This is a genomic window from Vibrio sp. 1069, assembly GCF_033340555.1.
Map to the genome: position 1 here is coordinate 1 of NZ_JAWOWP010000494.1, position 644 is coordinate 644.

The 644-nt window shown below is 48.0% G+C and carries 1 protein-coding gene; it reads right to left on the minus strand.

Annotation, left to right across the window (positions count from 1 at the left end; genetic code table 11):
* Window positions 1-644, minus strand: a 644-nt coding sequence (locus R7040_RS27360; RefSeq protein ID WP_318097729.1) for a beta-galactosidase, incomplete at both ends; no start/stop codon positions are given.

Consider the following 644-nt stretch of genomic DNA (forward strand, 5'->3'; position numbering starts at 1 on the left):
TGTTCCATTAAGTGCTTGGCCTTAAATTCACCACTGAAGCCAAAACCAGAGTGCGTTTCCATTTCAAACAATACGCGTTCATGGTCATAGAGTGAGTCAATCTCTTCAGTCCAAATACCCAACGTGCGGCGCAATGGGCTGCCTTCTCCACCAGGGAAACCTCCCAAGAAGCACAGGTCATTCTGATCAACGATGCCACTCCAATAAGTCGCGACTAACGTCCCACCCTGCTCCACAAATGCTTCCAGACGTTCTGCTACGCCAGGTTTTATTAAGTACAGCATAGGTGCAACAATGATCTTGTAAGGAGTAAAATCACATAGCTGCTCTATAATGTCGCAGCTAATACCTTGCTGCCAAAAACCTCGATAATGGTCACACACGGTTTGCTCGTAGTGCATGCCTTCATTGCGAGGACCTGAAGCATCATCCATTGCCCAACGGTTTTCCCAATCAAAAATGATCGCCACTTCGGCCTGCGTGTTCGTTCCCGCCACATCATTAATTTGTTTAAGATACTCACCAACGGCTGTCACTTCTCGACCAGTGCGAGTATTTGCATGACCAACGTGGTCGATCACCGCACCATGGAACTTCTCTACAGAGCCGCGGCTTTTTCGCCACTGGAAGTACTGAACAGAATC